This is a genomic window from Streptomyces sp. NPDC048419 (assembly GCF_043200415.1).
GTDB lineage: Bacteria > Actinomycetota > Actinomycetes > Streptomycetales > Streptomycetaceae > Streptomyces.
On record NZ_JBICXT010000004.1, the window covers coordinates 233,497 to 258,393 of the forward strand.

Genomic DNA, 24,897 nt, shown 5'->3' on the forward strand with positions numbered 1-24,897 from the left:
GTGAGTGATCGACATGATGCAGCCCGCCTTTCGCTGGACATCCGCCTCCAGCATCGCCGCGCATCGCCCCTTGGCATATGGGCCATCCGTCCCATCTGTCCGGCCCCGGGGCCCTGTCGAGCACATGAGGCGGTCAGTCCTGCCCACGCCCCTCGATCACTTCGCCCGCGACCCCGGCCGCCCACATCTCGATCGCGGGGAAGTCGCGGTAGTCGCCGCCTTTTCCGTTGCGCACGATCATCCGGGCGATGCGTCCCTTGGCGCCCTCCAGAAGGCAGCCGCCGAAGGTGACGTGGCCCCGGGCGTCGAGCCGGGTCATGGAACGCCGTACGCCGGGCACGGGCGGGATGAACCTCTCGGACGCCGAGGGGTCCAGCGGGCCGCTGCTGAAGAACCACAGCGGGCGGGCGGCGAGTGCGCGGCGGTTGCGGCGCACGAACCGGCGGGCGTCCTTGTGCCAGCGTCCGGCGTACAGTCCGCCGCCGACCACGACCGCGTCGTAGCGCGTCACGTCCTCGACCGATGCGGCGGGGAGTGCCTCGGCGGTGAGCCCGGCCTTGGACATCACCTCGGCCACGGCCTCGGCGATCTGTGCGGTGGATCCGTTCGTCGACCCGTAGGCGACCAGCACGTTGGCGGGCATGGTGGTCCGCCTCCTCTCACGTCCGGCGCAGCTGGTCTTCGGCCACGCCGCGCAGTGCCTGCTGCTGGGGCTGGACCTTGGTGTCGCCCCCTTCTGCCTTCGAGGGTCCGGCGGAACGGGGCGGGCTCCCATGGGCTGACCGGTGGCGACATGGGGGCCGGACGGCCCCGGTGCCGGCTGGGAGCAGCGCGAGGGCCCTGGCACGGCTTGCGATCACGCGGAGCCGGGCACCGGTGCTCGCCTCGACGCGTGCTCGTCCTGTACGGCGCCGTATGCGCAGGCCACGGCACCGGCTGACCGGCCGGTCCATCGGTTCGGACCGGCCGGTGACCACCGCAACCGCGGACCCGCGGCCGGACTCCTCAGACCGCCGCGGCCGAGCAGCAGACGCGACGGGCGATGCGGGTCGCGGCGAACTCGGTCCCGGCGACGAACCGCATCATCGGGCCGAACATCGGGGCGGCGAGGGATCCGGTGAAGTACAGGCCCGGCACCGACGATTCGAGGGCCCCGGAGAGATGTGGGGCTCGCGAACCGCGCACGCACACCACGGCGTCACGGACCGCGGGCGACAGGAACGGCACCGCGTCCAGGTCGAGCCGGTAGCCGGTCGCCGCCAGCACATGATCCACGGTCGTGGTCCCGGGCCCGCCCGGACCGTGCAGCTGCAGACGTACCCCGGCCTGGACCGCCTCGGCCCCCGTGACCCGGCAGGACGTGCGTACCGGGACGATGTCGTCGACCCGGTCCCGCAGCCACCAGCCGCCCGACGGCCCCAGCGCGCGGCGGAACAGCAGCAGGCGTGCCGACGCGGGCAACCGCCGTACGCCACCGGGGGCCTTGCAGACCGCCGCCAGGATCCAGCCCGTGCCGAGAGGCGAGGCGGGTTTCCTCAGGCGCTCGGTCCAGGGCCGGGCCAGGTCCGGCTTCATCCCCCACAGCACGCGCGACTCGCGCACCAGGACCTGGGCCTCGGCACCGGCCTCGTGCAGCAGGGCAGCGCTCTCCAGCGCCGACTGCCCGCCCCCGATCACGGCGACGCGCCGGCCGGCGTAGCACGACAGGTCGGTGTGGTGGCTGGTGTGGGAGACCAGTGCGTCGCGGCCCGGGCCCTCCGGCGCGAGCCGCCGCAGTTCGGCGGGGATGTGAGCGAGGCCGTTCAGGCCCGTGGCGGCCACGACCGCCGCCGCCTCGATCTCCTGCCCGTCGTCGAGGCGGACCAGAAAGGCCGGTCCGGGTCCGGGCCGCTCGACGGCGACCACCCGGGCCTCGTCCACCTCGCCCACGTACTGCTTCTGGAACCACATCCCGTAACGCACGAAGACATCGCACGGGATCGGCGTCAGCTCGGTCAGCTCCGGCTCGCCGTGCACCCGGCGGAAGTCCGCCAGGCGCCCGCCCGGCTCGGGCGCCGAGAGATCGGTGGCGTCCGGAGTGGATTTCAGGAACATGCCGGTGGCCATGTCGTGCCGCCAACTGCCCAGCACCTCACCGAAGATGCGTACCGGCACGCCCGCGGCCCGCAGGTGCGCGGCCACCGACAGGCCGTACGGCCCCGCGCCCACGATCACGACCGGGAGCCCCCCGCGCCCGGTCAACGCCTGCTCGCCGACAGAGCGTTGCCCCGGAAGCGACTGCGTCATGCATCCCCCCACTGGTCCCGACGCCGCCTTCCCCAAGGCAGCGCGACGTGCGGGATGGTGCGCCCGGCGCAGGCCCGTCGCACCCGTCCCCCCTCAGTGGCCCAGTGTGACGTGTCCTCCGAGATCGGTCGACGATATCGCCACACGTTGCCCAAAAAGTGGTGGAACCGTTGACCGTGAATTGCCTACGACTGCTCCGCGGCCCCAGCCGGCCCAGGAGCAGGCGCTCCGAGAGGGCTGCGCGCCGCGTTCAGCCGCCGTCCGCCTCTCCGCCCGACGCCGTCTTGGAGAAGCCGTCGTGCCACGCGGCCTTCGCTCCCGAGTCACCGATGCGATAGACGTCCACGACGGCTCCCGCCGCGATCACGACCGACAGCACCGCGGCCACCACCCGTACGGGAGCAGCGGACCAGCGAGTGCTGTCCCCGTCCCCGTCCCCGTCCCCGTCCACGGACGCGGCCGCACTGGTGCGGCGGGTCGCCCACCAGACGACGACCGCGAGCACGAGCAGGCCCCCCGCCCAGGGGAGCATCCCGTCACCGAGTTCGGCGTGCCGGCGTATCAGGGAGTTGCTGTCGACGTGCGCCTCCAGCCACTCCCCCGCCTGCGTGGCGAGCGGAACGCTCGCGAGCGTGACCAGGGCGAGCAGAGGCAGCACGATGCCCATGCGCCGTGCCGCCGCCGGCCAGACCGCGCACACCACGAGTGCCACCGCGGTCAGGGGGACGAGCACGACGACGAAATGCACGAGCAGGACATGTGCAGGAAGCCCGTCGACCAGGCTCATAGGACTCCTTCAGCAGGTTGGGCGCATGATTGTTCCGATCAGGCGCGCCACCCTGGCACAGGAAGTTCTCAGCTTCTTCTGAGGAGTGCGTCTCAGCCCCGCGCCCCGCTGCCGTAGGGCGCGTACAGGTCGAGGAGGCGGGTGCGGGCCGCGCTCAGCCTGCGGTTGAGGGCTTCGCCGACCCAGAGGGCGATCCAGCGGCCCGTCTCGGGATCGGCCTCGCACATCCGCAGGACGGCCTCCGCGTCGAACTCGTGGGCCCGCACCGGGCCCACCGTCCGGGCGCCGAAGCGCCACCGGTGCGGCTGGTACAGCCAGGAGCAGCCGAGGAGGTCACCGGACTCCACGGTGTCGATGACGGCCGCGCGACGTCCCGGCACCCGGGTGTCGAGGGCGACGGTGCCCGACTCGACGATCCAGAAGTGATCGGCCCGGCCTCCCTCCACGAACAGGCGGGTGTCCGGCGGGTACAGCACGTCGTGCGCCATGCCCATGAGCCGGCCCCGGTACACGGCTGGCAGCTTCCTGGTCGTCCGGGGTGTGATCGCGGTGGTCATGGCTGTGCCTCCTCGTGCGCCGGTCCGACGCGGCGGCCGCCACGGGCGGACGTCGCCTGTCACAAGGCTCGGTCACGGCGGCGGGGATCACATGGGCCGATCGGTCCCTGTCGGAAGGGCCGAAGGGGCCCTTCGGCCGGACGCGGGCCCGGCTGTCACCGAGCCCCTGCGCCGCAGGTCAGCCGTTCCAGGTCCAGTCCGCGACCTCCGGCAGGTCCGTGCCGTGGGCGCGGATCCAGTCGTGGTGCCGCTGGCGGGCGTCCTCCATGCGCTGGCGCACGGCCGCGGCGCGCACCGCCAGTCCGGGCACCCGGTCGATGACGTCCATGACCAGCCGGTAGCGGTCCAGGTCGTTGCGGACGACCATGTCGAACGGCGTGGTCGTGGTGCCGGACTCCTTGTAGCCGCGCACATGCAGGTTCTTGTGGCCGGTGCGGCGGTAGGCGAGGCGGTGGATGAGCCAGGGGTAGCCGTGATAGGCGAAGATCACCGGCTTGTCCTCGGTGAACAGGCCGTCGTACTCGAAGTCGCTCATCCCGTGCGGGTGTTCCTCGCGCGGCATCAGCCGGGCCATGTCGACGACGTTGACCACACGGACCGCGAGCTCGGGCAGATGGCGGCGGAGCAGCTGGGCGGCCGCCAGCACCTCCAGGGTGGGCACGTCGCCGGCGCAGGCGAGGACCACGTCCGGCTCGCCGCCGTTCTCGCTGCCGGCCCACTCCCAGATGCCGGCACCGCGGGCGCAGTGGGCCCGGGCCCGGTCCATGGACAGCCAGTCGAAGCAGGGCTGCTTGCCCGCGACGATCACGTTCACGTAGTCCCGGCTGCGCAGCGCGTGGTCCGCGACCGACAGCAGGGTGTTGGCGTCCGGCGGCAGGTAGACCCGTACGACCTCGGGGCTCTTGTTGAGGACGTGGTCGACGAAGCCGGGGTCCTGGTGGGAGAAGCCGTTGTGGTCCTGGCGCCACACGTGCGAGGTCAGCAGGTAGTTGAGCGAGGGGATCGGGGCGCGCCAGAACAGCCGCCTCGACGTCTTCAGCCACTTGATGTGCTGGTTGACCATGGAGTCGACGATGTGCACGAAGGCCTCGTAGCAGGAGAACAGGCCGTGCCTGCCGGTGAGGAGGTAGCCCTCCAGCCAGCCCTGGCAGGTGTGCTCGGAGAGGATCTCCATCACGCGGCCGTGCCGGTCGAGGTGCTCGTCGACCGGCAGGTGCTCGGCCTGCCAGGCCTTCCCGCTGGCGTTGAAGACGGCCTGCAGCCGGTTGGAGGCGGTCTCGTCGGGGCCCACGACGCGGAAGTCGCGGCGGGCGGAGGTGTCCTCCATGACCTTTTCGAGGAGATCGCCGAGGACCCGGGTGGGCTCGTGCAGGGTCGTGCCGGGCTTGTCGACGGGTACGGCGAACCGGTCGAGGGAGCGGACGGGCAGCTCGCGGACGAGCACGCCGCCGTTGGCATGCGGGGTGGCGCCCAGCCGGCGGGTGCCCTCGGGGACGCAGGCCAGGGCATCGGCGACGGGGCGGCCGTCGGTGCCGAAGAGCTCCTGCGGGCGGTACGAGCGCAGCCACTGCTCCAGCTGGCGCAGGTGCTCGGGGTTCTCGCGCACGCCGGCCAGCGGGACCTGGTGGGCGCGCCAGGTGCCCTCGACGGGCAGTCCGTCCACCTCGGCGGGGCCGGTCCAGCCCTTCGGGGTGCGCAGGACGATCATGGGCCAGTGCGAGCGCTCCGCCACTGCGTCCTCGCGGGCCGACTGCTGCAGCAGCCCGATGCGCTCGAGTGCGGTGTCCATCGCCTTTGCCATCGCGCGGTGCACGGTGGCCGGGTCGTCGCCGCTGACATGGATCGGCGCGTGCCCGTAGCCGCGCAGCAGGTCGTCGAGTTCGTGCTCGGGCAGGCGGGACAGCACCGTCGGGTTTGCGATCTTGTAGCCGTTGAGGTGGAGGATCGGCAGGACGGCACCGTCGTGGACCGGGTCGAGGAACTTGTTGGAGTGCCAGGAGGCGGCAAGCGGTCCGGTCTCCGCCTCGCCGTCGCCGATCACGCAGGCGACGAGCAGGTCCGGGTTGTCGAAGGCGGCTCCGTAGGCGTGTGAGAGCGAGTAGCCCAGTTCACCGCCCTCGTGGATGGAGCCGGGGGTCTCCGGCGCCACATGGCTCGGCACCCCGCCGGGGAAGGAGAACTGGCGGAACAGCCGCTCCATGCCGGCCTCGTCCCGGCCGACGTCCGGGTACGTCTCGCTGTAGGTGCCCTCCAGCCAGGAGTTGGCCACCACGGAGGGGCCGCCGTGGCCGGGCCCCCAGACGCACAGGGCGTCGATGCCGTGGGCCTTGATGGCCCTGTTGAGGTGGGTGTACACGAGGTTCAGCCCGGGCGAGGTGCCCCAGTGGCCGAGCAGGCGCGGCTTGATGTGCTCGGGTGCCAGGGGCTCACGCAGCAGCGGATTGGCCATGAGGTAGATCTGACCGGCGGCCAGGTAGTTGGCCGCACGCCAGTGCAGATCCAGGGTGCGCAGCTCCTCGTCGGTCAGTACGGTGCTGCTGTCCTGGTGTTCGGCCTTGGGCATCAGGGACTCCGAAAGTCATCGACGTGCATCAACGGGTGATGGAGGGCGGCATGGCCGGGAAGAATGAGGCGGCGCTGCCGCGCAAGACGTATGAGAAGGAACTGCTGCGCCTGCAGACGGAGTTGGTGAGGCTGCAGGAGTGGGTGCGCGCCGAGGGCGCCCGGCTCGTCGTCGTCTTCGAGGGGCGGGACGCGGCGGGCAAGGGCGGCACCATCAAGCGGGTGGCGGAGCATCTCAACCCCCGTGTGGCACGGATCGCGGCGCTGCCCAAGCCGACCGAGCGCGAGCGCACCCAGTGGTACTTCCAACGGTATGTGGAACATCTGCCGGCCGCAGGGGAGATCGTGCTGTTCGACCGGTCCTGGTACAACCGGGCCGGCGTCGAGCGCGTGATGGGCTTCTGCACCAAGGAGGAGCACCAGCTCTTCCTGCGGCAATGCCCGATCTTCGAGCGGATGCTGGTCGAGGCCGGGGTTCTGCTGCGCAAGTACTGGTTCTCGGTGAGCGACACCGAGCAGCAGGAGCGGTTCCGGCGCAGGCTGGAGGATCCGCTGCGGCGCTGGAAGCTGTCGCCGATGGACCTGGAGTCGATCACCCACTGGGAGGCGTACTCCCGGGCGAAGGACGAGATGATGGTGCACACCGACATCGGCGAGGCGCCGTGGTTCGTCGTGGAGAGCGACGACAAGCGCCGGGCGCGGCTGAACATGATCGCCCATCTGCTGAGCACGGTGCCGTACCACGACGTGCCGCCGCCGGTGCTGGAGCTGCCGGACCGCCCGGCGTCGACCGGCTACCTGCGCACGCCGCGCGATCTCCAGAACTACGTCCCCGACCACACGGCAAGCCTGTAAGCGGATCACCGCACGCGCACCTTCTGCGGCACCACGGCCACCGGGCAGGCGGAGTGGTGCAGCACCGCGTGGGCGACTCGGCCGAGCTGCATCCCGAAGTGCCCCTCACCGCGCTCGGCCCCGACGACCAGGAGGTCGGCCCCGCGTGAGAAGTCCGCCAGCACTTTGCGGGCGGGGCCCTCGACGGTGCGACGGCGCACGTCGGCGTCCGCCGGGACGTCCTTCAGCGCCCACTCCAGGGCCTCCACCGCCCGCTCCTCGTGCAGCCGGGCCGGCTCGCCGGCCATGAGCGGGTGGTCGGTGCTCTCGTGCGCGGGACACCGCCAGGCCCGTACGGCCTCCAGGGGTACCCCGCGGCGGCCTGCCTCGTCGACGGCGAAGCGCACGGCCGGCGATTCCGTCGTGTCCTCCCCGACGCCCAGCAGGATCCGTCCGCGGGTTCCCGGCACCGCCTGCTTGTCGTGGCTGCCGCGCAGCACGATCACCGGGCAGTCGGCCTGCGCGGCCACGCTCAGGCTCACGGAGCCGAGCAGGAACTCGGCGATGCCGCTGCGGCCGCGGCTGCCCACCACGAGCAAGGAGGCCTCCCGTCCCTCGTGCACCAGGGCGTACTCGGGCTCCTCCGGCAGCACGACGCGGGTCACCTTCAGGTGCGGACGGCGGGCGAGCGCGCGTCGGGCCGCGTGGTCGACGACGTCCTGGGCGAGCACCTCCTCGGACGGTTTGCCGAGGTCCGCCGAGAGGGAGCCGCCCTCGTAGCGCTCCCACAGCGAGGCGTACACGACACGCAGCGGCACCGCGCGCAGCACGGCCTCGTCGGCCGCCCAATCGACGGCTCGCAGGCTCGGCTCCGAGCCGTCCACGCCCACGACCAGGGGCAGTTCCATCATCGGTCCGACTCCTCGGGACTCGGTGTCAGTTGTGGGCGACGACCGCGGCGGGCGCGGCGGCGTGGTGCAGGGCGGCGTGGGTGACGTGCCCGATGTGGGTGCCGAAGGGGCTGCGGCGCACGCGGCGACCGACGACGACCAGCGAGGCCGCGACCGAGGCGTTGACGACGTGCAGTGCCGGGCTGCCGAACCGGCATTCCTCGGTGACCCCGACGTCGGGGTACTTCTGCCGCCAGGGGTGCAGCGCCTCGGTCAGGGCCGTGGCCTCGCGCTGGGCGACCGAGTCGTGCGCCGTCAGGTCGCCCGACATGCCGTAGGCGTAGTAGCGGGTCGGGTTCCAGCCGTGGACCACTGTCAGGGAGGTTCCGCGGCGGAGGGCCGCTTCGAAGGCGAACTCCAGCAGCGTCTCGTCGGGGTGCTTGGTGTCGAGGCCGAGGACGACGGGCCGGAAGGGTGCGGCGGCGGACGGGACGCCCGCCGGGTCCGGCTCGTGTTCGTCGGCGGCCTGTTCGCCGGCCCGGACCAGCACTACGGGACGCGTGGCGTGCGCCACGACGGACAGGCCGACGGAGCCGACCACGAAGCCGCCGACGCCGCCCATGGCGCGCGAGCCGAGGACGATCAGCTCGGCGTCCTTGGCCTCCGTGGTCAGTGCCTCGGCGGGCCGTCCGCTCGGCTGCTCCGTGGTCACCTTCAGCCCTGGGTGCCGCATCCGGACGCCTTCGGCGCTCTCGCGCGGAATCCGCTCGGTCCAGTGCTGCATCGTTTCGCCGCCGACCAGTGGGGCCTGCGCCATGGGCTCCGGGACCGGCTCCCGCACATGAACGATCTTCAACGGCAGGTCACGCAGCTTCGCCTCGCGCGCCGCCCACTCCACCGCGGCGCGGCTCTCGGGCGAACCGTCCAGACCTGCGACAACGGTGCGCACCATGGTTCGCCTCCTGATCGGTACCTGTAGCCAGCGTCGGTTCTCGTAGCGTCGGTGGTGCAGGGACCGCAGGTCCCCGGCCGGGACCGACCGGCCCCACACTCGCGTGCCGGACCATCGGTCTCCATGGGCTGAACGGCCCCATCCGCGGACTGTGTTGGACGACCGGCCGTCGCCTCACCTCTCGCGGCCGGCGTCAGCGCGGTGGATTCTTTGACCAGGGCGGCGAGAGGAGATGCATGTCCCGCGTCTCGTGGTGGCGCCGTACGGCGCCCGGCATCGCCGCGCTGACCGGTTACCGACGCTCCTGGCTGCGCGGGGACCTGCTGGCGGGTCTGACGGTGGCCGCTTATCTGGTGCCGCAGGTGATGGCGTACGCGGGCCTGGCCGGGCTGCCGCCGGTCGCCGGGCTGTGGGCGATCCTGCCCGCCCTCGCGCTCTACGCGGTGTTCGGCTCGTCGCCCCTGCTGTCCGTCGGTCCCGAGTCGACGACGGCGCTGATGACGGCGACGGTGGTCGGCCCGCTCGTCGGCGCCGACCCCGGCCGGTACGCCGCGCTGGCCGCCGCCCTGGCCGTCACGGTCGGACTGCTGTGCCTGGCGGCCCGGCTGCTGCGCCTTGGTTTCGTCGCCGACCTGTTCTCCCGGCCCGTGCTGATCGGCTATCTGGCGGGGGTCGCGCTGATCATGATGGTGGACCAGCTGCCCAAGCTGACCGGAGTGCCGACGACGGGCTCGGAGTTCTTCCCCCAGCTCTGGTCCTTCGTACGCAACCTGGGACAGGCCCACGCCGCCACGGTGCTGCTCGCCGCCCTCGCTCTCGTCGTGCTGTTCACGGTGGTGCGGCTGGCTCCCGCGGTGCCCGGGCCGCTGCTGGTGGTGGTGCTGGGGACCGCCGCGGTCGCCGCCTTCGACCTCGACGAGAAGTACGGCATCAAGGTGATCGGCAAGGTCCCGGCCGGGCTGCCCACGCTCGCGGTGCCGGACCTCACCGAGATCCCACACCTGGTGCTGCCCGCCCTCGGTGTCCTGCTGGTCGCCTACACGGACTGCATCCTCACCGCGCGGGCCTTCACCGGCCGGCCCGAGGACGGCGGCGCGGAGCTGGACGCCAACCAGGAGTTCCTGGCGCTGGGCGTCACCAACATCGGGGCCGGCGTCCTGCACGGGTTCCCGGTGAGCAGCAGCGCCAGCCGCACGGCCCTCGCCTTCTCGTCGGGCGCCCGCAGCCAGGCGTACTCCCTGGTCTCCGGACTGGTGGTGCTCGCCGTCCTGCTGTTCCTCAGCCCGTTGCTGACCAGTACCCCGTCGGCCGTCCTCGGCGCCCTGGTCGTGTACGCGGCGGTCCGGATGATCGACCTCGCGGGCTTCCGCCGGCTGGCGTCCTTCCGGCGGCGTGAACTGCTGCTGGCACTCGGCTGCCTGGCCGGCGTGCTGACCCTGGACATCCTCTACGGGGTCCTGGTCGCCGTCGGCATGTCCGTGGCGGAGCTGCTGAGCCGGGTGGCCCGCCCGCACGACGCCGTCGAGGGGCTGGTGCCCGGCATGGCGGGCATGCACGACGTCGACGACTACCCGCAGGCCCGCACCGTCCCGGGCCTGCTGGTGTACCGCTACGACTCGCCGCTGTTCTTCGCCAACGCCCAGAACTTCCATCGCCGGGCCCTGGCCTCGGTGGACGAACAGACCGAGTCCGTCCACTGGTTCCTCCTCAACGCCGAGGCGAACGTCGAGGTGGACATCACCGCCCTGGACGCGGTCGACCGGCTGCGCCAGGAACTCACCCGCCGCGGGATCGTGTTCGCCCTCGCACGCGTGAAACAGGATCTGCTCGACCAGCTGGAGGCGTACGGCCTGGCCGAGGCGGTGGGCAGGGAACTGATCTTTCCCACCCTGCCGACCGCGGTGACGGCGTATCGCGCATGGAGCCGGAAGGACTAGGGGTGTCGCGTCGGCTCTTCACGAGCGGGCGGTGGGCGGCGGTTGCGTGCCGTCGACGCGTCGTCGTCCCGGTCGGCGTGGTGCCCAAGGGCCGCTCGGCGCGCCGCTGTTGCCGGCGCGGACTTCGGCTGCGCCGGGCGGCAAGGGGCGCCGGACGGCCCGTTCGTGGGGCCGGGTGGCCCCTGGCCGGCCGGGGAGCGGCGGGCCGACGCTGGCAGAGGAAATCCCGTACGCCCTACCCCCATACGCCTTACTGGAGGCACGCCATGAACGCTCCCGCAACCATGAGCATGCCGCGGGCGCTGTCCGCCGAGCACCGGCAGCGGCTGATGCGGCTCGCCCAGGAGGTGTCGTTCCCCCTGGGCACCCGGCTGTTCGATGAGGGCGGTCGCGCCGACCGGTTCTGGATCATCCGCACCGGCACGGTGGACCTCGACATGCGCGTGCCCGGCCGCCGCGCCGCCGTCATCGAGCCCCTCGGGCACAACGAACTCCTGGGCTGGTCCTGGCTGTTCCCGCCGCACGCCTGGCATCTCGGCGCCGAGACGTCCTCACCATTGCGGGCGTACGAGTTCGACGCGGCCACCGTGCGGACGGTCTGCGCGGAGGATCCCGCGTTCGGCCGCAGTGTGGCCGAGTGGGTGGGCATGGTCGTGGCGCACCGGCTGCAGGCGGCCCGTGTCCGGCTGCTGGACCTGTACGGGCCGTACGGCAGCGGGAACGCGCGGTGAGCGCGAGCATTCAAGGAGGCGTCATGCATGGCTCCCCGCACATCGTGAGCGAAGTGATGACCCGGGCCGTCGCCACCGTGGACCGTGGGACGGCCTTCAAGGACATCGTGCGGATCATGCAGGACCGAAAGGTCAGCGCGGTGCCCGTGGTGGACGGCGGCAGCAAGGTCCTGGGGATCGTCTCCGAGGCGGACCTGCTGCCCAAGGAGGAGTTCCGCGACAGCGACCCCGACCGCTACACCCAGCTGCGGCGGCTGTCCGACCTGGCCAAGGCCGGCTCGCTCACCGCCGACGAGCTGATGACCTCGCCCGCCCTCACCGTCCGCGCTGACGCCACGCTCGCGCAGGCCGCGCGGGAGATGGCCCGGGCGCCGGTCAAGCGGCTGCCGGTCGTCGACGCCGACGGTCGCCTGGAGGGCATCGTCAGCCGGACGGATCTGCTGAAGGTCTTCCTGCGCGACGACGAGGAGATCGCCGAGCAGATCCGCCGGGAGGTCGTCTCCTACCTCTTCTGCCCACCGGCCTCGGTGCTGGTCGAGGTCCGGGACGGTGTCGTCACGCTCGCCGGCCGGGTCCGCGACACCTCGCTCGTGCCGGTGGCCGCGCGTCTGGTGCGGGCGGTCGAGGGCGTCGTGGACGTGGAGTTCGCGCTCGACGGTGCGGACCGGTCGGCGGGCTGAGCCGTGCCGCGTCCGGGCCGCCTCAGCCGGTGGTGTGTCCCCAGTGGCGCCCGACCTGCTCCCACTCGACGCCCCACTTCTCGGTGGCGCGCCGTTGCACACGCAGCCGGACCAGGCACCCGCCAAGGAGGACCGTCGCTCCGGCGGCCAGTGCGACTCCGGCACCGGCCAGCACCACACGGGTGCCCGCCTCGGCGGCGGTCACGGGTGGTGCCACCAGACGGCCGTGGCCGTTCGTCCACGCCCGCACCGTGCTGCCCGGCTTCGCGGTGGGCTTCACGTTCATGAAACCCGTGTGGACGGTCGCCCTGCCGTCGCGGACATCGGTCCAGTGCACCGTCGCCACGACCCGGTCGTACCTGATGCCGGTCACGACGTCCCGTCCGCTGCCCGGCACGGCCTTGACCAGCACCGCCGTCACCGGACGACGGCCCGCCCGGTCCTCGTCCACCGCGTGCTGCGCGGCCCGCGCCCCGACGAATCCCGCGACGACCGACGCCACGGCCGCGACCGCCCAGGCGGCCAGCACGATCCACGCCTCCAGCACGTCGCTGCGCCGCCGCAGCGGATTGCTGCGCCACCGCCACCCGAGAACCTTTGCGCGTCTCACCTTCCGCATCGGTCGCACCCCCTTACCGGCGCAATGAGGACGGGCACACCTAAACGGTCTCACCAGATCACCGTCGGCGGGAGGGCCTGGCCGATCACCGGCCGCCCGAACCGGCGAGTGGGGCCGGTCGGCCCTAGTGCGACCGGCCCCCACGCGTGATGATCGTCGTGACGTAGGGCCCGCTGTCCATGCGTCACACCTCCCGGGATCAAGGGGTCGAGATGACCGAAGCACGCACCTTCACCTCGCAGGACCCGATCCGGGTCTTCCTGCTCGACGACCACGAGGTCGTCCGGCGCGGCCTGGCCGACCTGCTGGACGCGGAGCCGGACATCACCGTCGTCGGAGATGCCGCGAACGTGGAGCACGCCCTGGTCCGGGCGGCCGCGGTGCGTCCGGACGTGGCGGTCCTGGACGTGCGTCTGCCCGACGGCGACGGCATCTCCGTCTGCCGCGACCTGCGCAGCCGTATGCCGGAGCTGGCCGTGCTCATGCTGACGTCGTTCGACGACGAGGAGGCGCTGCTCGACGCCATCATGGCCGGGGCCTCGGGCTATGTGCTCAAGCAGATCCGCGGCTCGGACCTGGTCTCGGCGGTACGCACGGTCGCCTCCGGCCAGTCGATGCTCGACCCCGCCACCACGGCCCGTCTGATGCGCTCGCTGCGGGCCGAGCCGGTCGAGACGCCGGCCGTCGCGCCGGAGCTCGCGGGCCTCTCCCCGCGCGAGCGGGAGATCCTCGCCCTGATCGGGGACGGACTCACCAACCGCGAGATCGGCAAGCGGCTCTACCTCTCCGAGAAGACGGTCAAGAACCACATCTCCCGGCTGCTCGCGAAGCTGGGTGTCCAGCGCCGCGTCCAGGCCGCGGTGCTCGCCACACACCTGGAGCAGCCCGAACCGGGGGAGCACCCGGCACGCTGATCCCTTACGGCGTCTGTACGGTTCGACGGTTCAGCCGATCTCCAGGACTTCGTCCACGGGGCGTCGTGGAGTCGTGGTCCCAGCGGGGCCGTAGCCGAGGCGCAGCACCATGTGCACGAAGCCCAGGGCCGAGCGCGGGTCGCGGGCCAGTTCCCGCAGATCCTCCCGCTCCAGGGAGTGCGAGGTCAGGGAGGTGGCCAGCCCGTTGAGAGTGGCGAGCAGCAGGACGCGCTCCAATGCCTGCCCCGCCCGTAGCCAGTCCTGCGGCCGGTCCTGACTTGTACCGAGCACGGCGAGGTGCGGCGTGGCCTCGAAGACGGCGGCCGGACGGCCGGGTACGGCACGGCGTCCGGCGAAGTCGCGGACCGGGGCGCGGCCGCCCTCCTTGCGGGGTCCGACGGCTGAGGCGGGGATCCCGTCGACAGCGACCTCGTCCCCGGTGCGGGTCCACCGCCGGAGGTCCTCGGACCGCTCCGGTTCCATGCTGTCGCGCCCCTCGACGTCGCGGACGTGCTCCAGCAGGGCCTCCACATGCCACTCGCCGGGGAAGACGAGCGCCGCGCCCTCGCGCCGGGCGGCCTCGCTCAGCAGTTCCTGGACAGCCACCGGAACCGGCCGGTCCTGGAATGGGTGGCGGCTGGTGTGCCGGCGGGCGATCGCCGGGAACAGCCGTGCCAGGTCGCCGTCGGGGCGGTCGGTGCCGACGAGGCGTACGGCGGCGAGCAGTTCGCGGTCGGCCGGATCGGGGAACAGGACCGTGTCCGTGAGCAGGCCGCTGTCCGCCGCGGCGACGCGGAGATTGAAGAGCGCGGCGGCACAGCCGAGGTGCAGTGCGCGGTTGTCGGGGTCGGTATGCGGCATGGCCCGCGCGAGGTCGGCGCGCAGTTCCAGGGTGCCGCTCTCGTGGTGGTGGCGGAACCGCCAGGGCTGCGCGTTGTGCAGGGAGGGTGCTGCGGTGGCGGCGGTCACCAGGGATCTCACGTTCACGGTGTCGAGTGGCTGCGCCGGCATGGGCGCACCTCCCTCGGGCAGGCGGTACGGGCGCTGTGGGTCAGTGTTCGGTGACGGCTCGGGCCAGGCGCTCAGCGAGCGGTTGCTCGGCCGGGCCGGGAGTGGGCGGCTTCGGCGATGTGTCGAACCAGCCCCAGCGGTTCATGTCGTGTCCGTTCCAGTGCATCGGGGCCCGCTTCCAGTACATCAGGGCGCGCCTTCTTCGCTCCCGCCGTGCGCCGGATCGTCCGCATGGACCGTCGCCCCTACAGCCTCGTTCCCGGCGCAACCGGCGCGGATGGGCCGTCCGGTCTCGGCCGGGGTCCATGCGGCCCGTCGACGGTGCTACTCCTCCAGCACCAGCCGGGCCGTGTCCCCCGGCCGCTGGCACACGGTCCGGTCCGGCAGCCGGACGTCGATGGGCGATCCGTCGGACGACGGCACCGCGATCTCCAGCAGCCCGTGCTCCAGCCTCAGCCGCACGCCCCAGTGCTCCTGGTAGCGCAGCGCGAATCCGTCCGAGGACAGCTCCGGCAGCGGCACGGGATCGAGCCGCAGCGCCCCGCTTCCGGTCTCCAGGCCGGTCAGGCCGCGCTGGACGAGGTCGAGGGTGCCGGCCATCGCGCCGAGGTCGATCCCCTCGCCGGTGGTGCCGCCCTGCACGTCGGCGATGTCGCCGCGCAGCGCCTCCAGGCAGTACTTCCACGCCTCGGAACGCCGGGCGCGGGCCAGGACCCAGCCGTGGACGAGGCCACTGAGGGTGGAGCCGTGACTGGTGCGCCGCAGGTAGTGGTCGACGGTGCGGTGTCAGAGCTCCTCGTCCAGCCGCACCCCAACCGCCGGAAGAGATCGCGCAGTTCGGCCGGTCCGAAGAGATGTCCGAGCATCGGAGATATCCGAGCATCAGGACGTCGGCCTGCTCGGAGGCACGGTAGCGGTTCACGGTGTCACCCTCCGCCTCCAGGATCCGGTCCAGGCGCCGGATGTCGTCGTACCGCTTGCGGTAGCCGTCCCAGTCGAGCTCGGCGAGCTCGCCGCAGCCCTCGAACTGGCCGATGGCGCCTTTACGAGTTCGCACCGCCGCGGCTCGGGAAGGACTCCAGCGGCTCCAGGGTGCGGGCAAGCACCCAGGCGGCCGTGACGTTGGTGTACGCGTTGTCGTCGACCTTCGTCGGTCCGCGCCGGAGCCCGTCATGCAGCCCCACCTTCACCGTGGCATCGGCGGACCGCGTTCAGCAGGGGTGGATCGGCCCCCGTACCGGACCGCCCGGCCCGGGCCGGTCATGCCCCGGGCACGGGGACGACCTCGCGCTGCGGCCCGCCGAGCACGACCTTGAGCGCGCCGGTCTCACCGGCACGCGAGAACACCTCGTACGCCTCCTCCATGCGCTCGAGCGGGAAGCCGTGGGTGACCAGCTGGGATGTCGGCAGGCGCCCGGCCGCCGCCATCCGCAGCAGGGTTGGTGTGGAGTGGGTGTCGACGAGGCCCGTGGTGATGGTCACGTTCTTGATCCACAGGTCTTCCAGGTGCAGGGTCGCGGGCTTGCCGTGCACACCGACGTTGGCCACGTGGCCGCCCGGGCGCACCATGCGCGTGGACAGCTCGAAGGTCTCCGGCACGCCGACCGCCTCGATCACCACGTCCGCGCCGAGCCCGTCGGTGAGATCGGCGATCAGCTGCTCGGGGGCCTCGCTCGCGTCGGCGACCGCCTCGGCGCCCAGCTTCCTGGCCGCCTCCAGGCGCGACGCGGCGAGGTCCACGGCAACGACGCGCTCGGGCGCGAACAGCCGGGCCGTGGCGATCGCGGCGAGCCCGATGGGGCCCGCCCCGACCACGACGACGGTGTCTCCGGGGCGCACACGTCCGTTGAGCACGCCCACCTCGTACGCCGTCGGGAAGATGTCGGCCAGCAGCACGGCGTCCTCGTTGTCCACCGAGCCGGGCAGCACGTGCACGGAGAGGTCGGCGTACGGGACCCTGACGTAGTCGGCCTGGGTGCCGTCGATCAGGTGGCCGAGGATCCAGCCCCCGCCGCCCCGGCACTGGCCGTACATGGCCTCGCGGCAGTAGCGGCAGCGTCCGCAGGAGCTGATGCAGGAGACCAGGACCCGGTCTCCGGGCCGTACGCTGCGCACCTCGGCACCGACCTCGACGATCTCGCCGACCGCCTCGTGCCCCAGCACGGTACCCGGCCTCACCTCGGGTACGTCGCCCTTGAGGATGTGCAGGTCCGTTCCGCAGATGGTGACCGCGTCGACGCGCACGATCGCGTCGGTGGCCTCCTGGAGACCAGGGTCCGCGACCTCTTCCCAGGCGCCCTGTCCAGGGCCGTGGAACACGTAGCCTTTCATGTCCGTCCTCACCCTCTTGATCAGCGGGTTCGTGGAGTTGCCGGGAATACCCCCTCGGTTCCAGCTTGACCGGAACACACACGATCCGCACGGGGCCGAGTGGCCCTGGCGCTGCCGTCGGCCCGTTGGGGTGCTGGAGGTGACGGGAAGGGTCCGTAGGAGGCGCGGAGAAGCGGACTCAAAGCCGCGCACCGCGCGATCAGGATCCGCGAGAAGCGGGTGGCGCCCTTCCCGTTGCTCATGTCCGCGAGTGAGCCACCCGTACGCTGGAGCGCCCTCGTCGGACCCGGTGCGAGGGGAATCTGTCAGGCGACGAACTCCCCGACGGCCGCCTTCAGTTCGGCCAGCCCCTTCTTGGCATCGGTGAAGAACATCCCGGTCTTGGGGTCGGTGTAGAGCTCGTTGTCGACTCCGGCGTAGCCATGGCCCATCGAGCGCTTGATGACGACGACGCTCCTGGCCTTGTCGACGTCGAGGATCGGCATGCCGGAGATGGCGTTGCCGGGACGCCGGGCCATGGGGTTGGTGACGTCGTTGGCTCCGATGACGAGGGCGACGTCGGCCTGCGGGAACTCCGGGTTGACCTCGTCCATCTCCTTGAGCTGGGGGTAGGGCACGTCGGCCTCCGCCAGGAGCACGTTCATATGGCCCGGCATACGGCCCGCGACCGGGTGGATGGCATAACTGACCTCGACCCCGTGGTCGGTCAACAGCTGGGCCAGGGCGCCGAGTTCGTGCTGGGCCTGGGCGGCGGCGAGGCCGTAGCCCGGGACGAAGACGACCTTGCCCGCGTACGCCAGCTGGATCGCCACGTCGTCCACGGAAACCGGGCGCACCTGCGCCGGAGCCCCTCCGACGGCCATGGGAGCGTCGTCCCCGGTGCCGAAGCCGCCGACCACGATGCTGGCGACAGACCGGTTCATGGCGTCGGCCATCAGCTTGGTGAGGATGCCGCCCGAGGAGCTGACCAGCATGCCCGCGATGATCAGCGCGGTCTCGTTCAGGACGAAGCCCGCCATCGCCACCGCCGATCCCGTGAAGGCGTTCAGCAGGGCGATCACGACCGGCATGTCCGCGCCGCCGATCGGCAGCACCATCGTCACGCCGAAGGCCAGGGCGACGGCGGCCAGTGCGTACAGGGCGGTGCGGGAGTCCGGCTCCAGCACCAGCCAGACCGTGCCGGCGACGAAGGACAGCGGCAGCGCCACGTTCAGCAGCCGCACACCCGGGAACACCACCGGTGCTCCGGAGACGACGCCTTGGAGCTTGCCCGCGGCGATCAGCGATCCGGAGAAGGTGACCGCTCCGATGACGATGTCCAGGGCACCCGGGAGTGAGACCCGCGCCCCCAGCGCGGCCGGATCGCCGGTCTGCAGCAGGTCGTTGACGGCGATCAGCGCCGCCGCCCCGCCGCCCACCGCATTGAAGAGACTGACCAGTTGGGGCATGGCGGTCATCTTGACCTCGCGCGCTGCGTACAGGCCGAGCGCGGCCCCGACGAGACCGCCCGAGACGAGCACGAGCCAGCCGGTCGTGGTGATCGTGCCCTCGTGGACCACCAGCCACAGCGTGGCCGCGATCGCGACGGTCATGGCTCCGGCGGAGATCGCGTTGCCACGGCGGGCCGTTCGGGGGTGGTTCATCAGATGCAGACCGAGCACGAAGCAGACAGCCGTGGCCAGGAAGACGTAGTGCACCGCGTTGGAGACGCTGTCCATGGCGCTCACCCCTTCGGCTTGTCGCCGCCGCGTGGCCTGGACCTGAACATCTCCAGCATCCGGTCGGTGACGACGTAGCCGCCGACGACGTTCATCGCCCCGAACACCATGGCCACGAAGGCGAGTACGTAGCCGAGCCAGGTATGCGACTTCGCGGCGATCAGCATGGCGCCGATCACGACGATGCCGTGCACCGCGTTCGAGCCGGACATCAGGGGCGTGTGCAGGGTCGCGGGGACCTTGCTGATGACCTCGACGCCGACCAGGACGCTCAACACGAACACGGTGATCGCGGTGAGGAGGTCTAGGTCGTTCATGAAGGGGCTCCCTGGGTGAGCGCGGCCGTGATCTCGTCGGCCGGGTCGAAGAACAGCCGTCCGTCGTGCACGAAGTGGCGCAGGACCGCCACGAGGTTGCGGGCGTAGGCCGTCGATGCGGCGGTCGCCATCGCGGACGGGAGGTTCCCGGCGCCGATCACGGTCACGCCGTTCTCCAGGACGACCGTCTTGTCGGGTACGGAACCCTCGACGTTGCCGCCGAGTTCGCTCGCGGCGAGGTCGACGACGACCGATCCGGGCCTCATGGCCTCGACGACTGCGGCCGTCACCAGCAACGGCGGCTTGCGGCCCGGGACTTGGGCGGTGCCGATAACGATGTCCGTACGGGCGACGTGAGCATCCAGCGCCTCCCGCTGCGCCGTCTGCTCCGCCTCGGACAACTCCCGTGCGTAGCCGCCCTGTCCGGCGCCCGACCCGGTGCCCACTGGGCCCTCGACGTCCAGGAACCGGGCGCCGAGCGACCGCACCTCCTCCCGGGACTCGGGACGTACGTCGTACGCGGTGACGACGGCGCCGAGACGGCGGGTGGTGGCGATCGCCTGCAGCCCGGCCACGCCGGCGCCGAGTACGAGGACCTGGGCCGGGCGCATGGTGCCCGCCGCGGTGGTCAGCATGGGGAAGAAGCGGTCGTAGGAGTCGGCCGCCAGCACCGCCGCCTTGTAGCCGGCAACGCTCGCCTGCGAGGTCAGGGCGTCCATGGACTGGGCGCGGCTGAGGGTGCGCGGCAGCAGGTCGAGGCTCACCGTGCGCACCCCGCGCCGGTTCAGCTCCTGCACGAGGTCAGGATGGCGCAGCGGTTCGAGCAGACCGATCAGGGTCTGCCCACGGCGCAGCGCCTGCGCGGTCTCCGGCTCCGGCGGGCCGACGCACAGGACGGCGTCCGCGCGTGCGTAGAGCTCCTGCGGGGACACGACGCTCGCGCCGGCGTCGGTGTAGTCGGCGTCCGTGAACCAGGCGCCGGACCCGGCCCCGGCCTCGACGAGGACGTCGATCCCGATCCGGCACAGGAGGGTGACGGCTTCGGGAACGAGGGCGACGCGGCGTTCGCCGGGCGCTCGCTCCCGGACGGCACCTACGGTGACGTCGGCCATGGGCTGCTGCCTCTCCCCGGGGTCCGGGGTCCCCGGGCCTCAGAAGTCTTTGACCTGGTCAAGGCGCCGGGTCTCGGCGATGACCTGGGTGTGTCCGACGGCGTGCAGTGCGAAAGACCTCGACCAGGTTCTGGCGGTTGCCCACGATGGAGGCGATGACGGAGATGCCGCCGACAACCGTGTCGAAGACGGGACCATCGACACAGACAATTGTCCGCGGACCGGCCGACCATGACCAGACGTCCGCCGCGGTTGAGCGGTACGCCTGCTCGAAAGCCGCGGCATCCGCGGATGCGCGGCTCTACTCCGGTGTCACCGGTGCGTGCCAGGCCAGCACCGTGCCACCCGCGTGCCCGCTCCGGAGGTCCAGGGCTCCACCCAACTGCTCTGCCCGTTCAGCCATGTTGCGCAGTCCGCTGCGGCGGCCGTCGGGTGGGATGCCCACACCGTCGTCCGACACCTTCAGCCGGATCTCCCGGCCGTCCATCTCCAGGACGACGTCGGTACGGCCGGCTCCGGCGTGCCGGGCGACGTTGGTCAGTGCCTCGGACAGGACGGCCACGACATGGTCGGCGACCTCCCGCGGCACATCGGTGTCCAGCAGGCCTTCCATCCGCAGGCTGGGCGCGAAGCCGAGCACCTGGGTCGCCTCGCCCACCACGCGCACCACGCGGGCCCGCAGACCCGTCCCGGCACCGTCCTCGCGCGCCCGCAGGCCGAAGATCGTCGACCGGATGATCTTGATCGTCTCGTCCAGGTCGTCGACCGCCCGCGCCACGCGGCCGGCTGCCTCCTCGTGCTCTATGAAGCGGCCGGCGCTCTGCAGCGTCATGCCGGTGGCGAAGAGCCGCTGGATCGCCAGGTCGTGCAGGTCGCGGGCGATCCGGTCGCGGTCCTTGAGCACCGCGACCTCCTCGGCGTCCCGCCGGCGCTCCGCGAGCTCCATCGCGATCGCAGCCTGCGCGGCGAAGGACTGCAGCGGCTCGATCTCGGTGGTCTCGTAGACCGGCTGACCCGCCCTGCGCACCAGCAGGACCACACCGCGCGCACCCGTCCCGCCCGTGCCGATGGGCACGGCGACGCCGGGGCCGAGCCCCTGGAAGCGCGGCGGCTCCGGCGAGATCCGCTCGTCGTGGACGACGTCCTCGCTGGTGACCGGCGCGGCCGCGGCGAAGGCCAGTCCCATCAGACTCGCGTCCATGGGCAGCACGAGGCCCCGGTGTGCCTCGGAGTCCATGCCGACGGCGATCTCCACCCCCAGCCTGCCGGTGTCCTCCATGGGCAGCGCGACCGCCGCCAGGGCCGAGCCGGTGATCTCACCGGCCCGCTCGGCGATCAAGCGGAGCACCTCCGTGCTCGGGCCCCCGGACATCAGGCCGTGGGTGATCTCCGCGTTCGCCTGCAGCCAGCGCTCGCGCAGCCGGGACTCCTCGTACAGGCGGGCGTTGTCGATCGCGACACCGGCCGCCACGGCCAGCGTGGCCAGGACCGACTCGTCCTCCGAGTCGAACTGCGCACCGCCCCGCTTCTCGGTCAGGTACAGATTGCCGAAGATCTGGTCGCGGATGCGGATGGGGACGCCGAGGAAGGTGTTCATCGGTGGGTGGTGGGCCGGGAAGCCGTACGACGCCGGGTGCTCGGAGATCTTGGTCAGCCGCAGCGGCTCGGGGTGGCGGATGAGCTCTCCGAGGATGCCGTGGCCCTCGGGGAACGGGCCGATCTCGGCGATCGCCTTGCGGCTGACGCCGACCGTGTGGAAGGCCGACAGCCGCTTGCCGTCCGGCCCGATCACGCCGAGAGCGGCGTACTCCGCGTCGACCAGGGTCGCCGCGGCCTCCACGATGCTGTGCAGGGCCTGTTCGAGGTCGAGTTCGCGGCCGACCGAGAGCACGGCCTCCAGGAGGCTGTGCACCCGGTCGCGGGTGCCCCGGGCCGCATCCAGGCGGGCCTGCAGCTCCTCCAGCAACTCGTCCAGCCTCAGCTGGGGCAGGCGCACACGCGCGTCCTGGGACTCTCCGTGGCTTCCCACCGGTCTCCTCCACTCGCAAGAGCCGCCGAAGGCAGACCATGTCGGTCACGTGCCACGTTAACGGCCCAGGGGGCGGGGCGGTACGGGAGCGGGAGGAAGCCGGCGGCTCCGTGGCCGGTGAGCTGGGCGGGAGGCGGGACAGGGGCGATCCGGGGCCGTACAGCTCGCGAGCGTCGGCCGCCGTGCTGCCGCACCCGGTCCTGGGCCTGGGTGGCCATCACGGCGGCCCGGACGCGCCGCTCCACCCCGAGCTTGGCCGGCAGACGGGAGATGTGGTTCTTCTCCGCCTTCTCGGCGAGGAACAGCCGCCGGCCGATCCGGCGGTCGCGGAGTCCCTCCCCGATCAGGGCGAGGATCTCGCGCCCCCGGTCGGTCAGGCCCGTCAGCGCGTCCTGCTCCTCCCCCGGCTCCTGCACGCCGCGCAGCCGGGCCACCAGCCGGGTGGCGGCGCCGGGGCCGAGCGGCGACTGAACCGAGGCGACCGTACGCACGGCCGACACCAGGTCCGAGCCCCGGATCTGCTTCAGGACGTAGCCGGGCCCGCCATGATCGAGTCCAGCAGGGCCTCCTCGTCGCCACCCCCGGACGCAGCGCGGGGACGCGGACCAGCGCCCGCCCGGCGGTGGCGGCCTCGCCGACCACGATGATGTCCGGCTCGCCGTCGAGAAGGTCGCGCACCGCCCGCCGTACCACGTCGTGATCGTCCAGGAGAGGGCGTCGCTTCATCCCGCCACCTGTCCGGTTCCCCGTCCCGCCCATGTCTCCCAGAGGCGCACAGGGCCGACCGGATGCGGAGTAGGGCCGAACGGCCCTTACGGGGTGTGCCGCGTTGCGTTCCAATGATCGGCAGACGTGAGCCGCCGACTCGTACGGGATTCCGCCATGCGCCAGACCCACTCGGCCCCCGTGGGACCGCGCCGGAGCATCGAGCTCGACCGGGACGAAGCGCTGCGCCTGCTGGGCAGCGTGTCCATGGGCAGGGTCGTCTTCACGCGGCACGCGCTGCCGACCATCCGGCCCGTCAACCACATCATGGACGGCGGTGACATCGTCATCCGCACCCACGAGGGCGCGGCCCTGACCTCGCACACGCGCGAATCGGCGTCGACGGGTGTGGTCGTGGCCTACGAGGCCGACGCCATCGACCCGGACACGCACCTCGGCTGGAGTGTCGTGGCCACCGGGTACGCCCATCTGGTGACCGACCCGCTGGAGGCTGCCCGCTTCCAGCGGCTGCTGCAGCCCTGGGTGCAGCAGACCATGGACTACGCCGTCCGCATCCGGCCCGACCTGATCACCGGGATCCGTCTGACCGGCGCGGACGTGAGCGGCTCCGACGGCAGCTGAGACCGGCACGCCGAAGCCGGAACCCTTGGACCCGGTACCACCCCCAACGGACCCTGCCCGGTACGGCATGTCGCGGACACGCTGACACTGGGCCCAGGTCGCCGGGGCGACGCGACGGGCCGAAGGAGCTGATCGCCATGACGAGCCTGGCGAGTGCGACGAACCGTCCCGTGCGCGTGAGCGGTACTGGACCCACGGCTGTCCCGCTGGCTGTGGCTGGTGAAGTGGATCCTCGCGATCCCCCATTACGTGGTGCTGTTCTTCCTCTGGATCGCCTTCGCCCTGGCGAGTGTGGTCGCGTTCGTGAGCATCCTGTTCACCGAGCGCTACCCACGCGCCCTGTTCGACTTCAACCTGGGTGTCCTGCGCTGGAGTTAGCGGGTCGCCTACTACTCTTACGGCGCCCTGGGCACCGACCGCTATCCGCCGTTCAGCCTGGGCGAGGAGCCCGGCCACCCAGCGCGGCTGGATGTCGCCTATCCCGAACGGCTGTCCCGGGGGCTGGTGTTGGTGAAGTGGTGGCTGCCGGCCATCCCGCACTACATCGTCGTCGGGTTCTTCCTCGGCGGCTACCACCTCGGCTGGTGGCACGGCGGCCTGGTCGCCGTGCCGGCGGTGATCGCGGCCGTGACTCTGGCCTTCACCGAGAAGTACCCGCGCGGCCTGTTCGACCTGGTCCTCGGGCTCAACCGGTGGGTGCTGCGGGTGGCCGCCTACGCCGGCCTGATGACGGACGCCTATCCGCCCTTCCGCCTCGACATGGGCGGCACCGAGCCGTACGCACCGGAGGACCAGGCATGACCGAGCCGCCGGTGGCGGCGCTCCGGTAGCGTTCGCCGCCTCAGTCTGCGGCACCACCGCGACCGGCGCGTCGGCGTGTTGCAGCGCCGCATGGGTGACCGGGCCGATGTGACTGCCCACGGCCGCACGGCGGTCGGTGCGTCCGACGACGACCAGCGCCGCATCGTGTGGGCCCTGCACGAGGTGGCGGCCGGCGCTGCCGACCACGGGCTGCTCGCGTACGTCCACGCCGGGGAACTTCTCCTGCCACGGCCGCAGGACGTCGGCCAGCCGCTACCGGATCCGCCCGGCCAGTTCCTCGTTGAGCCCCACGTCCATGGCGGCGCCGTAGCCGTGGGAGACAGGCAGGCTCCAGCCGTGGACCACTCTGAGCCAGGCCGCACGGCGCTGCGCGGCGTCGAAGGCGAAGCGGACGACGGCCTCGTCGGGGTCATCCAGGTCCAGGCCCAGCACGACGTCACGGCAGGGTGTGCCGGTGGACT

General features: G+C 71.9%; 22 protein-coding genes and 3 pseudogenes. 7 read left to right on the forward strand and 18 right to left on the reverse strand.

The annotated features are described in order from the left end of the window. Nucleotides 1-133: 133 nt before the first annotated feature. From ACGFYN_RS11335 to ACGFYN_RS11355, 5 genes are all read right to left on the reverse strand, one after another. Nucleotides 134-643 carry a flavodoxin domain-containing protein gene (locus tag ACGFYN_RS11335; RefSeq protein WP_393865540.1) on the reverse strand — a complete coding sequence of 170 codons (510 nt, stop codon included), beginning with the start codon at nucleotides 641-643 and terminating at the stop codon, nucleotides 134-136. A 362-nt stretch (nucleotides 644-1,005) separates the two neighbouring features. Next, a complete protein-coding gene (locus tag ACGFYN_RS11340) occupies nucleotides 1,006-2,286 on the reverse strand; it encodes an FAD-dependent oxidoreductase (protein ID WP_393865541.1) in 1,281 nt (426 codons plus the stop codon). 250 nt (nucleotides 2,287-2,536) lie between these two features. Beyond that, nucleotides 2,537-3,073, reverse strand: a complete 537-nt coding sequence (locus ACGFYN_RS11345) for a DUF2231 domain-containing protein (protein WP_393865542.1) — start codon at nucleotides 3,071-3,073, stop codon at nucleotides 2,537-2,539. 92 nt (nucleotides 3,074-3,165) lie between these two features. Then, nucleotides 3,166-3,630, reverse strand: coding sequence for a Crp/Fnr family transcriptional regulator (locus tag ACGFYN_RS11350; RefSeq protein WP_393865543.1), 465 nt, complete (start codon nucleotides 3,628-3,630; stop codon nucleotides 3,166-3,168). Nucleotides 3,631-3,808: 178 nt separating this feature from the next. Next, a complete protein-coding gene (locus tag ACGFYN_RS11355; protein WP_393865544.1) occupies nucleotides 3,809-6,193 on the reverse strand; it encodes a phosphoketolase in 2,385 nt (794 codons plus the stop codon). 50 nt (nucleotides 6,194-6,243) lie between these two features. Here ACGFYN_RS11355 and ppk2 point away from each other — a divergent pair, with 50 nt between their 5' ends. Further along, nucleotides 6,244-7,047, forward strand: coding sequence for a polyphosphate kinase 2 (ppk2, locus tag ACGFYN_RS11360; protein WP_393865545.1), 804 nt, complete (start codon nucleotides 6,244-6,246; stop codon nucleotides 7,045-7,047). Nucleotides 7,048-7,052: 5 nt separating this feature from the next. Here ppk2 and ACGFYN_RS11365 read toward each other — a convergent pair whose 3' ends face one another. Both ACGFYN_RS11365 and ACGFYN_RS11370 read right to left on the reverse strand, forming a co-directional pair. Further along, complete coding sequence (locus tag ACGFYN_RS11365) at nucleotides 7,053-7,934, reverse strand: universal stress protein (RefSeq protein ID WP_393865812.1); 882 nt, start codon at nucleotides 7,932-7,934, stop codon at nucleotides 7,053-7,055. A 28-nt stretch (nucleotides 7,935-7,962) separates the two neighbouring features. Beyond that, entirely contained in the window at nucleotides 7,963-8,868 is a 906-nt protein-coding gene (locus tag ACGFYN_RS11370) for a universal stress protein (RefSeq protein WP_393865546.1), read from the reverse strand. Nucleotides 8,869-9,104: 236 nt separating this feature from the next. Between ACGFYN_RS11370 and ACGFYN_RS11375 the strand changes: the two genes are divergently transcribed. The 3 genes from ACGFYN_RS11375 to ACGFYN_RS11385 all read left to right on the forward strand — a co-directional run bounded on the left by ACGFYN_RS11375 (nucleotide 9,105) and on the right by ACGFYN_RS11385 (nucleotide 12,216). Further along, entirely contained in the window at nucleotides 9,105-10,805 is a 1,701-nt protein-coding gene (locus ACGFYN_RS11375) for a SulP family inorganic anion transporter (RefSeq protein ID WP_393865547.1), read from the forward strand. A gap of 266 nt (nucleotides 10,806-11,071) precedes the next feature. Beyond that, a complete protein-coding gene (locus ACGFYN_RS11380; RefSeq protein WP_393865548.1) occupies nucleotides 11,072-11,536 on the forward strand; it encodes a cyclic nucleotide-binding domain-containing protein in 465 nt (154 codons plus the stop codon). A 23-nt stretch (nucleotides 11,537-11,559) separates the two neighbouring features. Further along, on the forward strand, nucleotides 11,560-12,216 hold the full coding sequence (locus ACGFYN_RS11385) for a CBS domain-containing protein (protein ID WP_393865549.1): 657 nt from the start codon (nucleotides 11,560-11,562) through the stop codon (nucleotides 12,214-12,216). 22 nt (nucleotides 12,217-12,238) lie between these two features. Here ACGFYN_RS11385 and ACGFYN_RS11390 read toward each other — a convergent pair whose 3' ends face one another. Then, nucleotides 12,239-12,835, reverse strand: a complete 597-nt coding sequence (locus ACGFYN_RS11390) for a hypothetical protein (protein WP_393865550.1) — start codon at nucleotides 12,833-12,835, stop codon at nucleotides 12,239-12,241. 212 nt (nucleotides 12,836-13,047) lie between these two features. On the opposite strand from ACGFYN_RS11390, the gene ACGFYN_RS11395 reads away from it, so the two are divergent. Then, on the forward strand, nucleotides 13,048-13,749 hold the full coding sequence (locus ACGFYN_RS11395; protein ID WP_393865551.1) for a response regulator: 702 nt from the start codon (nucleotides 13,048-13,050) through the stop codon (nucleotides 13,747-13,749). A gap of 30 nt (nucleotides 13,750-13,779) precedes the next feature. Here the strand turns inward: ACGFYN_RS11395 and ACGFYN_RS11400 are convergent, their stop codons facing one another. From ACGFYN_RS11400 to ACGFYN_RS11440, 9 genes and pseudogenes are all read right to left on the reverse strand, one after another. Next, on the reverse strand, nucleotides 13,780-14,760 hold the full coding sequence (locus ACGFYN_RS11400; protein ID WP_393865552.1) for an Acg family FMN-binding oxidoreductase: 981 nt from the start codon (nucleotides 14,758-14,760) through the stop codon (nucleotides 13,780-13,782). Between the two features lie 40 nt (nucleotides 14,761-14,800). Next, a complete protein-coding gene (locus tag ACGFYN_RS11405; protein ID WP_393865553.1) occupies nucleotides 14,801-14,947 on the reverse strand; it encodes a hypothetical protein in 147 nt (48 codons plus the stop codon). 137 nt (nucleotides 14,948-15,084) lie between these two features. Then, a pseudogene (locus ACGFYN_RS11410) lies at nucleotides 15,085-15,905 on the reverse strand (glycosyl hydrolase family 65 protein); the annotation flags it as partial. A 115-nt stretch (nucleotides 15,906-16,020) separates the two neighbouring features. Further along, the gene (locus ACGFYN_RS11415; protein ID WP_393865554.1) at nucleotides 16,021-17,091 is read right to left on the reverse strand and encodes a zinc-dependent alcohol dehydrogenase family protein; all 1,071 of its coding nucleotides are present in this window, start codon (nucleotides 17,089-17,091) and stop codon (nucleotides 16,021-16,023) included. Nucleotides 17,092-17,396: 305 nt separating this feature from the next. Beyond that, nucleotides 17,397-18,809 carry an NAD(P)(+) transhydrogenase (Re/Si-specific) subunit beta gene (locus tag ACGFYN_RS11420; RefSeq protein ID WP_393865555.1) on the reverse strand — a complete coding sequence of 471 codons (1,413 nt, stop codon included), beginning with the start codon at nucleotides 18,807-18,809 and terminating at the stop codon, nucleotides 17,397-17,399. A 5-nt stretch (nucleotides 18,810-18,814) separates the two neighbouring features. Next, a complete protein-coding gene (locus ACGFYN_RS11425; protein WP_393865556.1) occupies nucleotides 18,815-19,126 on the reverse strand; it encodes an NAD(P) transhydrogenase subunit alpha in 312 nt (103 codons plus the stop codon). Continuing rightward, the gene (locus ACGFYN_RS11430) at nucleotides 19,123-20,238 is read right to left on the reverse strand and encodes an NAD(P) transhydrogenase subunit alpha (protein ID WP_393865557.1); all 1,116 of its coding nucleotides are present in this window, start codon (nucleotides 20,236-20,238) and stop codon (nucleotides 19,123-19,125) included. Before ACGFYN_RS11430 ends, ACGFYN_RS11425 begins: the two co-directional genes overlap by 4 nt. Before the next feature lie 301 nt (nucleotides 20,239-20,539). Beyond that, entirely contained in the window at nucleotides 20,540-22,267 is a 1,728-nt protein-coding gene (locus ACGFYN_RS11435) for a GAF domain-containing protein (RefSeq protein ID WP_393865558.1), read from the reverse strand. Nucleotides 22,268-22,446: 179 nt separating this feature from the next. Continuing rightward, nucleotides 22,447-23,026: pseudogene (locus ACGFYN_RS11440) on the reverse strand (LuxR C-terminal-related transcriptional regulator); the annotation flags it as partial. Nucleotides 23,027-23,149: 123 nt separating this feature from the next. Here ACGFYN_RS11440 and ACGFYN_RS11445 point away from each other — a divergent pair. Together ACGFYN_RS11445 and ACGFYN_RS11450 are read left to right on the forward strand one after the other, a co-directional pair. Next, complete coding sequence (locus ACGFYN_RS11445) at nucleotides 23,150-23,614, forward strand: pyridoxamine 5'-phosphate oxidase family protein (protein ID WP_393865559.1); 465 nt, start codon at nucleotides 23,150-23,152, stop codon at nucleotides 23,612-23,614. Between the two features lie 186 nt (nucleotides 23,615-23,800). Beyond that, nucleotides 23,801-24,415 (forward strand): annotated as a pseudogene (locus ACGFYN_RS11450) (DUF4389 domain-containing protein). Between the two features lie 273 nt (nucleotides 24,416-24,688). Here the strand turns inward: ACGFYN_RS11450 and ACGFYN_RS11455 are convergent. Next, nucleotides 24,689-24,868, reverse strand: coding sequence for a hypothetical protein (locus tag ACGFYN_RS11455; protein ID WP_393865560.1), 180 nt, complete (start codon nucleotides 24,866-24,868; stop codon nucleotides 24,689-24,691). Between the last annotated feature and the right edge of the window lie 29 nt (nucleotides 24,869-24,897).

Excerpts from the sequence above, each read along its gene's own strand:
- ACGFYN_RS11335 (WP_393865540.1), bottom strand. The coding sequence starts at position 643 with ATGCCCGCCAACGTGCTGGTCGCCTACGGGTCGACGAACGGATCCACC.
- ACGFYN_RS11340 (WP_393865541.1), bottom strand. The coding sequence starts at position 2,286 with ATGACGCAGTCGCTTCCGGGGCAACGCTCTGTCGGCGAGCAGGCGTTG.
- ACGFYN_RS11345 (WP_393865542.1), bottom strand. The coding sequence starts at position 3,073 with ATGAGCCTGGTCGACGGGCTTCCTGCACATGTCCTGCTCGTGCATTTC.
- ACGFYN_RS11350 (WP_393865543.1), bottom strand. The coding sequence starts at position 3,630 with ATGACCACCGCGATCACACCCCGGACGACCAGGAAGCTGCCAGCCGTG.
- ACGFYN_RS11355 (WP_393865544.1), bottom strand. The coding sequence starts at position 6,193 with ATGCCCAAGGCCGAACACCAGGACAGCAGCACCGTACTGACCGACGAG.
- ppk2 (WP_393865545.1), top strand. The coding sequence starts at position 6,244 with ATGGCCGGGAAGAATGAGGCGGCGCTGCCGCGCAAGACGTATGAGAAG.
- ACGFYN_RS11365 (WP_393865812.1), bottom strand. The coding sequence starts at position 7,934 with ATGGAACTGCCCCTGGTCGTGGGCGTGGACGGCTCGGAGCCGAGCCTG.
- ACGFYN_RS11370 (WP_393865546.1), bottom strand. The coding sequence starts at position 8,868 with ATGGTGCGCACCGTTGTCGCAGGTCTGGACGGTTCGCCCGAGAGCCGC.
- ACGFYN_RS11375 (WP_393865547.1), top strand. The coding sequence starts at position 9,105 with ATGTCCCGCGTCTCGTGGTGGCGCCGTACGGCGCCCGGCATCGCCGCG.
- ACGFYN_RS11380 (WP_393865548.1), top strand. The coding sequence starts at position 11,072 with ATGAACGCTCCCGCAACCATGAGCATGCCGCGGGCGCTGTCCGCCGAG.
- ACGFYN_RS11385 (WP_393865549.1), top strand. The coding sequence starts at position 11,560 with ATGCATGGCTCCCCGCACATCGTGAGCGAAGTGATGACCCGGGCCGTC.
- ACGFYN_RS11390 (WP_393865550.1), bottom strand. The coding sequence starts at position 12,835 with ATGCGGAAGGTGAGACGCGCAAAGGTTCTCGGGTGGCGGTGGCGCAGC.
- ACGFYN_RS11395 (WP_393865551.1), top strand. The coding sequence starts at position 13,048 with ATGACCGAAGCACGCACCTTCACCTCGCAGGACCCGATCCGGGTCTTC.
- ACGFYN_RS11400 (WP_393865552.1), bottom strand. The coding sequence starts at position 14,760 with ATGCCGGCGCAGCCACTCGACACCGTGAACGTGAGATCCCTGGTGACC.
- ACGFYN_RS11405 (WP_393865553.1), bottom strand. The coding sequence starts at position 14,947 with ATGTACTGGAAGCGGGCCCCGATGCACTGGAACGGACACGACATGAAC.
- ACGFYN_RS11415 (WP_393865554.1), bottom strand. The coding sequence starts at position 17,091 with ATGAAAGGCTACGTGTTCCACGGCCCTGGACAGGGCGCCTGGGAAGAG.
- ACGFYN_RS11420 (WP_393865555.1), bottom strand. The coding sequence starts at position 18,809 with ATGGACAGCGTCTCCAACGCGGTGCACTACGTCTTCCTGGCCACGGCT.
- ACGFYN_RS11425 (WP_393865556.1), bottom strand. The coding sequence starts at position 19,126 with ATGAACGACCTAGACCTCCTCACCGCGATCACCGTGTTCGTGTTGAGC.
- ACGFYN_RS11430 (WP_393865557.1), bottom strand. The coding sequence starts at position 20,238 with ATGGCCGACGTCACCGTAGGTGCCGTCCGGGAGCGAGCGCCCGGCGAA.
- ACGFYN_RS11445 (WP_393865559.1), top strand. The coding sequence starts at position 23,150 with ATGCGCCAGACCCACTCGGCCCCCGTGGGACCGCGCCGGAGCATCGAG.